We start from the raw sequence: 7,673 nt of genomic DNA on the forward strand, positions 1-7,673 counted from the left end.
CTTCGTCGCGCGATGAAGTACTCCGCGTCCTCTGCGGCTCTGCGTGAGAATGCAGTTACGCCCCCGCCGCCGCGAGCGGCACGGCGGGGGAACCGGGGCCGAAGCGGCGCGCGAACTCGCGGCGAAGCAGCGCCAGGCTCAGCCCCAGCTGCACCCACACCGTGGCGGCGGACAGGATCCAGATCCACGTCATGTGAAAGCCGGGAAGGCGGGCCAGGAGCAGCGCCGGGATGATCACCATCGCCATGCGCGTCGCCGACGACACGAGCGACGGGATGGTGTTGCCCAGCGCCTGGAACAGGCTGGATGCCACGAACACCATCCCCGACGCCACGAAGTTCCACGCGATGATCTCCAGGTACACCGTGCCGGCCCGCACCACGGCGGGATCGGCCGAGAACGCCTGCACCATCTGCCGCGACCACAGGTTGACGGCGATGGTGAGCACCAGCATCACGCCCGTGGCCATGAGCGCCGCGTCGCGGAACACGGCGCGCACGCGCTCCGGGAGCCCCGCGCCCACGTTCTGCCCCGCCACGGGCGCCACGGCGAACCCCAGCGCCACCACGGGCATGAACGTGGCCTGGATCACCCGCATTCCGATGCCGAAGCCCGCCTGCTCCGCCGCGCCGAACGGACGGGCCAGCGTGTAGACCACGGCCTGGTACAGTGCCATCATGGCGAACTCGAACCCGGACGGCAGGCCGATGCCCAGCAGCCGGCGCCACGTGGGCATGCGCGGCCGGGCCTCCGCGGCGGAAAAGCGGATCCACGCGCGCTCGCCCACGAAGTGGGTCGCCAGCCACGCCGTCGCCACGACGATGGAGACGAGCGACGAGATGGCCGCGCCCGCCACGCCCATCGGCCGGCCGGTCCCCCATCCAAAGATGAGGAACGGGGCCAGCGCCATGTTCATCACGATGCTCACCGTCGACACCACCATGGGCGCGCGGAACTGGCCCGTGCCGCGCAGCGCCGCGCTCATCACGCCCAGCGGAAACTGCAGCGCCATGGCGGGCAGGAACCAGCCCAGGTAGGCGCGCGCCGCCGCCGCCGTGGCCGCGTCGGCCGACATGGCGCGGGTGTACGCGTCCAGCCCTGCCAGCCCCACGACGAGCATGACGGCCCCCGTCACCAGCGAGAGCCCGATGGCCTGGTTGAAGACGTGCCCCGCCTCCGTGGCGTCGCGGCGGCCGGCAGCGTGCGAGACGAGCGTCGTGGCGCCCACGCCCAGCATCTGGCTCAGCGCGAGCACGACGAACGACAGCTGCCCGGCGACGGACACGCCCGCCACGGCCGAGGTGCCCAGCCGCCCCACCCAGTACAGGTCGATCAGGAAGTACAGCGTCTGAAAGACCATCATCACCAGCATGAAGCCGGTGGTGGCCAGCAGATGGCGCGAAACGGGGCCGGTGGTCAGGTCCTTCATCAGGCGAGGCGCGGGCGAGGGGGAGGACGACGCGGACGCGGAGAGGCCGACGGGGCGCCGTCCGCGCGGTGCCGGCGGATGCCGGGCGCGGAGGAGCGCCAAAGCTATACGCATCCGGCCGCGGGTGGGAGTCCCGCAGACGGGCGGATGCGGCGAATCAGCCCGCGTCGCCCGGGAGGGCCTCGGCGGCGGCATAGAGGTTGGCGACGGCGTGCAGCCGGCGCTCGCCCTTTGCATCGGACGTGAGGACGGGGACGAGGATGCGCCGGTAGCCCGGCCCCTCGAAGCGGTCCAGCTCCGGCCAGGCGGCGGGCAGCGCCGGCGCGCGCAGCACCTTTACGGCCACGTCCGCCCCGCCGATGCGCGGGCGAAAGGCCGGGTAGCCCAGCGTCGCGCCCCATCCCACGGGGACCAGGTTGCCCTCGATCACGCCGTCCGTCCAGTCGCCGCCCAGCGGCGCCACGACGTGGTGGTTGGGCTCGCCGGGCGCGAGGGTGCCGTAGACGGCAAGCGTCCGGCTCGTGCCGAACCGCGCCTCCAGCCGCCGCTCCGCGTCCACCGCCTCGGCCGATGCGGATCCGCCCTCCTGCCAGCGCGCCGTGTTCGCGGCGTCCACCAGCCGATTCACTTCATCCAGCGACAGCTCCATCATCGATGCATCCCGTGTCTCGTGGCGCGCCGACTCCCGCGTCCGCGCCCGGGGAGTAGACCAGGGATGGCGCGGGTGCGCAAGGAGCCGGCGTCGCGTTGCCGGGGGAAGGTGCGCGCATTGCATGGGCCGCGAGCCCGACGGTGCGGATGCCGGTCATCCGCGGCGCCGTCGCACATCAACCGAGTGACCTGCCGAGATGACGAACTGGGCGGCGGACGCCGTTTTCTACCACATCTACCCGCTGGGCCTGTGCGGCGCGCCGCATCGCAACGACTTCCAGTCGCCGCCGGAGCCGCGCCTGGCCCAGCTGCACGACTGGATTCCGCACCTGCGGCGGCTGGGGATCAACGCGGTCTACCTGGGTCCGCTGTTCGAGTCGACGGAGCACGGCTACGACACGGCGGATTACGGCCTCGTGGACCGGCGCCTGGGCGAGACGTCCACGCTGGCGGGCGTCGTGGAGGCGATGCACGCGGCGGGCATCCGGGTGATCCTGGACGGCGTCTTTCACCACGTGGGGCGGGACTTCTGGGCGTTTCGCGACCTCCAGGCGAAGGGCGAGAGCTCGGCGTACCGCGACTGGTTCACGGGCGTGGATTTCGGGCGGCGCAGCCCGCACGGCGACCCGTTCGCGTACGAGGGATGGCGCGGGCACTACGACCTGGTGAAGCTCAACCTGCACAACCCGGTCGTGCGCGCGCACCTGTTCGGCGCGGTGGAGGCGTGGACGCGCACGTTCGGCATCGATGGGCTGCGGCTGGACGTGGCGGAGGACATCGATCCCGGCTTCCTGCGCGCCCTGGCGGCGTTCTCCCGGACGCTGAAACCGGATTTCTGGCTGCTGGGGGAGGCCATCCACGGCGACTACCGGCGGCTCGCCGGGCCGGAGATGCTGGATTCGGCGACCAACTACGAGGCGTACAAGGGGCTGTACTCCAGCCACAACGACCGCAACTACCACGAGATCGCGTACACGCTCAACCGGCAGTTCGGCGAGGGCGGCATCTACCGCGATCTGCCGATGTACGCGTTCGTGGACAACCACGACGTGAACCGCATCGCCAGCACGCTGCGGGAGCCGACTCACCTGGTGCCGCTGCACGTGCTGCTGTTCACCATGCCGGGCGTGCCGTCCGTCTACTACGGCAGCGAGTGGGGGATCGCGGGGACCAAGGGGCAGGGGAGCGACTGGCCGCTGCGTCCCGCCCTGCGTCTGCCGCAGGCGGAGCAGGATGCGCCGCACCCCGCGCTGGCGGAGCTGATCGCGCGGCTGACGCGCATCCGCCACGAGGTGCCGGCGCTGCGCCGCGGCAGATACCGACAGCTGCACGTGGCGAGCGAGCAGCTGGCGTTCGCGCGGGAGCTGGACGGCGAGCGCGTTATTGTCGCCGTGAACGCGGCATCGTCGCCCGACGCGCTGGAGGTGAGCGTGCCGTCGTCGGATGGTACCGCGTTCCTGGACCTGCTGGACGATGGATGGCGCGGCACCGTCGCGGGTGGCCGCCTGCGCATCGACGCTGTCCCTGCGACGGGCGGCCGCATCCTCGCACGCGTGGCGGGCGAGCCGCTGCGGTATTGAGGAGAGGGGCGCATGAATCGGCCAGAATCGCAGACGGATCGTCCGCGTAATGCCGGACGTCATCCTGAGCAGCGCACGCGCGGAACCCGATTTCGCACCAGACTTTGCGCGCGACGAAGGATCTTGTGTGCGAAACGAGAGGGCGACTCCGTGCACGGGAGTCGGGCCCGCGCGGGCGCTCCCTCCGCTCGCTTGGGCTCGCACCACCCCCAAAACTGCTGGGGGAGGTTGGAGGTGCAGGGTTTCTGCCGTGCGACGGCCGGTCGCGGACCGGAGGAATCAGCAGGAGGACGGCGTCCCTTGGTAGAGGGGCTGCTTTCGGCGAGGGGACGGGATCCGCGTTTTTTCGAAGAGGCATGGTGTCGGCTAGCGGACGCGGAATCCGCCGGTGCGCATCATCTTCCCGATCGCGATCAGGAAAAAGACGCCCGTGCCGGATGGTGGTTCCGTGCACCGGAGTCGGCCCCGAGTCTCGCACACAAGATCCTTAGGTCGCGCCAAAGTTCTGCGCGCGCTCACGTTACGCGCGGCGCTCCCTCAGGATGACGCTGGTTCGGCTCCATGGGAAGGCAGGTTAGGCAACACCTTCGCAAGATGACGCTTCTCGCTGGTGAGCGCGTGATCTCGCTGGAGTGTAATCCCGAGGTGCCGCTCGATTGCTTCGCCGCGAGATGCGCGATACTTATCCGGTCGTCCCGTCTTCATTGATTCCCCGCATCCGATCCTGAGCCGCATGGCTGTCGAAACTGCCTTCACTCGCGCCGCCGGCGTGGAGGTTCCGCTCATCTGCGGCGCCATGTACCCGTGCAGCAACCCGGAGCTGGTGGCCGCCGTGTCCGAGGCGGGCGGGATGGGGATCATCCAGCCCATCTCGCTCACGTACGTGCACGGCCACGAGTTCCGCGAGGGGCTGCGCTACATCCGCCGACTCACCGCGAAGCCGGTGGGGATGAACGTCATCCTCGAAAGCAGCTCCAAGGTGTACCTGGGCCGCATGCGCCGGTACGTGGACACGTCGCTGGAGGAGGGCGTGCGCTTTTTCGTGTCGTCGCTGGGCAACCCGCGCTGGCTGGCGGATACCGTCCACGCGGCCGGCGGGCAGGTGTACCACGACGTGGTCTCGCGAAAGTGGGCGATGAAGGCGCTGGAGGGCGGCGTGGACGGGATCATCGCCGTGAACGACCGCGCGGGCGGTCACGCGGGCAGCCTGTCGGCGCAGCGCCTGCTGGACGACCTGCGGGACCTGGGCGTGCCGCTGCTGCTGGCCGGCGGCGTGGGCGACGAGCAGGGCTTCGTGGACGCGCTGCGGATGGGATACGCGGGCGTGCAGCTGGGAACGCGCTTTATCGCCACGGACGAGTGCAGCGCGTCGGGCGCGTACAAGCAGGCGCTGATCGACGCCGGCGAGGACGACGTGGTGCTGACGGAGCGCATCACCGGCGTGCCGGTCGCGGTGCTCAACACCCCGCACGTGCGGCGGATGGGCACGCGGGCGGGGCCCCTCGCGCGGTGGATGCTGCGCGGAAGACGGACCAAGCACTGGATGCGGTCCATCTACGCCATCCGCTCGCTCGTGCAGCTCAAGCGCTCGCTCAAGAAGGAGAGCGCGGGCGCCACCAGCGCGGACTACTGGCAGGCGGGCAAAAGCGTGGCGGGCATCCGCGCCACGGAGCCGGCCGGCGACATTGTCCGCCGCTACGCCCGTGCGGCCGAGCAGGCGCTGTCCGGCTCGCCACCCGCGGCGGATGCGCGATAGGCGTTGGGACCGGGGATGATGCCGCGCGATGCGTCATCCCGAGAGAGTGTTGCTGAACCTGCCTTTCAGTGGAGCCCAGAGATGCGTCATCCTGAGGGAGCGCCGCGCGTAAAATGAACGCGCGCAGGACTTTGGCGCGACCGAAGGATCTTGTGTGCGACGCGACAGGCCGATCCCGCGCTCCGAATTGGCTTGGCGCTTTGCGGGCAAGATCCTTCGTCGCCGCCATGGATCATGTACGGGCAAAGCTCGCGCGGCGGCTCCTCAGGATGACGCTTTGTCGCGGTGATTGGGGGGTCCTCGGCCGCGCCCCACGCCAAATGCGACGCGCATCCGAGACGACGGCGGTCCGACAGGACGCGGATTCGTCGCGAAGGGGGAAAGACAAAGCCGGCAGGGTGAGCGAATCACCCTGCCGGCGTCGTTTTCGTGCGCGTCAGCCCGCGTGGATCAGGCGGGGGTGGGAGCGCGGTCGCCCACGATGGGGATCTCGCCGAGACGCACGGCCACCGGCGCCTTGTCGGGCGTGCTGAGCGGGCGCCGCTGGTGCTGCGCCTGGTGCTCCGGGAACATCGCCACGAAGAACTCCGACCATCCGCCCATCCGCACCCGCAGCAGGTCGTACTGCTCCGGGTCCGTGGCCGCCGCCGCGAACGTCTCGGGGTTGGCGCAGGTGATGGTGAGGATGTTGGAGCCCTGGCCCGCCGCGAACGAGGCCAGCACCCGCTCCAGCGCCTCGACCGGGAAGTCCTCGCGGATGTTCATGTCCGTGGGCGCGCCGTCCCACAGCGCGTCCGTGCCGCCGCCCGTAAAGCCCTCCAGCGCGGCCAGGAACGCAGCCTCCTGGTGCTGCGGCGGCAGGTCCGCCGGGCTGGGCGTGGGGCTCAGGTCCGAGGCCATGGGGTCGCCCCGGTGGCGCCCGTCGGCCGAGGCGCCGAACTGCGCGCCGAACTCCACGTAGTTCTCGAACGTGCCCACGCCCGGCTGCACCTGGAACCCGCCGAACGGCTGCTCCGGCGTGCCCAACCGCTTCGCGATGTCCACCATCTTCTGCGCCGTGGCGGGCACGGGGTTGGTGAACACCTCCACGGCCGTCTGCGCCACGCGCGCCACCAGCTCGTTGCCGAAGGCGTCGATCTCCGCACTGCCGCGGCCGTAGCGCGGCAGCGAGAGGGCCACCTGCCGCAGGGCCTTGAAGCGCTCCGCCCGCGCCGCGATGCGGGCGGGGCCCGCCAGCGTGCTCACGAACGGCTCCGCCATGTTGCTGCCCCAGTCGCACAGCAGCGCCTCCACCAGCTCGGGGAGGGAGGTGACGGCCGTGGTGCGGTCGAACACCATGGACCGGATGGCCCACAGCGAGTTGATGGTGTTGGCCAGCGCCGTAAAGCAGGGCGCGATGAAGTTGTAGCGCGTGCCGCCCTCGTAGATGTCCAGCCCCTTGTCCAGGCAGTCGTCCATGAGCGACGACAGCAGGGGCGACGGGCACACGGAGCTGGCGTTGCCAAAGATGGCCAGCTGCCCGTCCACCTGCTTGGCGTACATCAGCCGCAGGTGCTCCAGGAACAGGTCCACGAGCGTGTCGAACGAGTCGATCTCGGTGGGCGGGGGCGACGAGAACGACGTGCGCGTGCCGCGGAACCACATGGGCCCGGCGCTGGCGTACGTCTTCCCCTGGTTCAGGGCGCACTCCAGCGGGAGCAGCGTGGCCATGCCGCCCAGCGTGAACCAGTTCTGCCCCACCACCTGCGGCTCGTAGCACCCGTCGCAGGCGTAGTCGCGGGCGGCTTCCAGCGTCACCTCGCTGCGCCAGCACCCTTCCGCCCGGGCCTCCACGTCCGCGCCGGCGCCGATGGCCTCGCCGCTGCGCTGCAGGCCGGGGATGATCTTGTCGTCGTTGAGCAGGATGGGGTGCGCGCCGCCCGCCAGCAGTGCCCGCGCGGCCTCGCGCAGCACCTCGCGCGGGGTGTCGGCGCGCAGGCGCAGGCTCAGGCAGGGCGCGTTCAGGGGCAGGCGCCGCGCCGCCCGCAGGCAGAACGTCGTCACGTCGTTGTACGCGGGGCTGCCGTCCGGCTTCGTGCCGCCGACGGTGACCTGCTGGATCCACTGGTTGTTGGCGGCGCCCTGCGGGTACGCGCCCGACGCGCCGCCCATGGCCAGGTTGCCAAAGGGCTGGTGATCCTCCACGAACTGGCGGTTGAGCTGCACCTTCTCGCCCACCTTGATCCAGAAGCAGTCGATGATCTCCTGCGCCTCGTCG

Annotated in this window: 5 protein-coding genes; 2 read left to right on the forward strand and 3 right to left on the reverse strand. The window is 70.6% G+C overall.

Annotation, left to right across the window (positions count from 1 at the left end; all coding sequences use genetic code 11):
* Positions 1 to 55 precede the first annotated feature (55 nt).
* Positions 56 to 1,429 carry an MATE family efflux transporter gene (locus VFZ20_RS25135; RefSeq protein ID WP_329686710.1) on the reverse strand — a complete coding sequence of 458 codons (1,374 nt, stop codon included), beginning with the start codon at positions 1,427 to 1,429 and terminating at the stop codon, positions 56 to 58.
* Between the two features lie 157 nt (positions 1,430 to 1,586).
* Entirely contained in the window at positions 1,587 to 2,081 is a 495-nt protein-coding gene (locus VFZ20_RS25140; RefSeq protein ID WP_329686711.1) for a gamma-glutamylcyclotransferase family protein, read from the reverse strand.
* Positions 2,082 to 2,277: 196 nt separating this feature from the next.
* Here VFZ20_RS25140 and VFZ20_RS25145 point away from each other — a divergent pair, with 196 nt between their 5' ends.
* Positions 2,278 to 3,660, forward strand: a complete 1,383-nt coding sequence (locus tag VFZ20_RS25145; protein ID WP_329686712.1) for an alpha-amylase family glycosyl hydrolase — start codon at positions 2,278 to 2,280, stop codon at positions 3,658 to 3,660.
* A gap of 733 nt (positions 3,661 to 4,393) precedes the next feature.
* Positions 4,394 to 5,416: a nitronate monooxygenase gene (locus tag VFZ20_RS25150; RefSeq protein ID WP_329686713.1), complete on the forward strand. Its 1,023-nt coding sequence runs from the start codon at positions 4,394 to 4,396 to the stop codon at positions 5,414 to 5,416.
* 450 nt (positions 5,417 to 5,866) lie between these two features.
* On the opposite strand, the gene VFZ20_RS25155 is transcribed toward VFZ20_RS25150, so the two are convergent.
* Positions 5,867 to 7,673, reverse strand: a 1,807-nt coding sequence (locus VFZ20_RS25155; protein ID WP_329686714.1) for a pyruvate formate lyase family protein, incomplete at its 5' end; no start/stop codon positions are given.

The sequence above is a fragment of the Longimicrobium sp. genome, assembly GCF_036280135.1.
Classification (GTDB): Bacteria; Gemmatimonadota; Gemmatimonadetes; order Longimicrobiales; family Longimicrobiaceae; genus Longimicrobium.

Bases quoted from the DNA above. Each gene is read 5' to 3' on its own strand.
- VFZ20_RS25135 (WP_329686710.1), bottom strand. From the start codon at position 1,429: ATGAAGGACCTGACCACCGGCCCCGTTTCGCGCCATCTGCTGGCCACC.
- VFZ20_RS25140 (WP_329686711.1), bottom strand. From the start codon at position 2,081: ATGATGGAGCTGTCGCTGGATGAAGTGAATCGGCTGGTGGACGCCGCG.
- VFZ20_RS25145 (WP_329686712.1), top strand. From the start codon at position 2,278: ATGACGAACTGGGCGGCGGACGCCGTTTTCTACCACATCTACCCGCTG.
- VFZ20_RS25150 (WP_329686713.1), top strand. From the start codon at position 4,394: ATGGCTGTCGAAACTGCCTTCACTCGCGCCGCCGGCGTGGAGGTTCCG.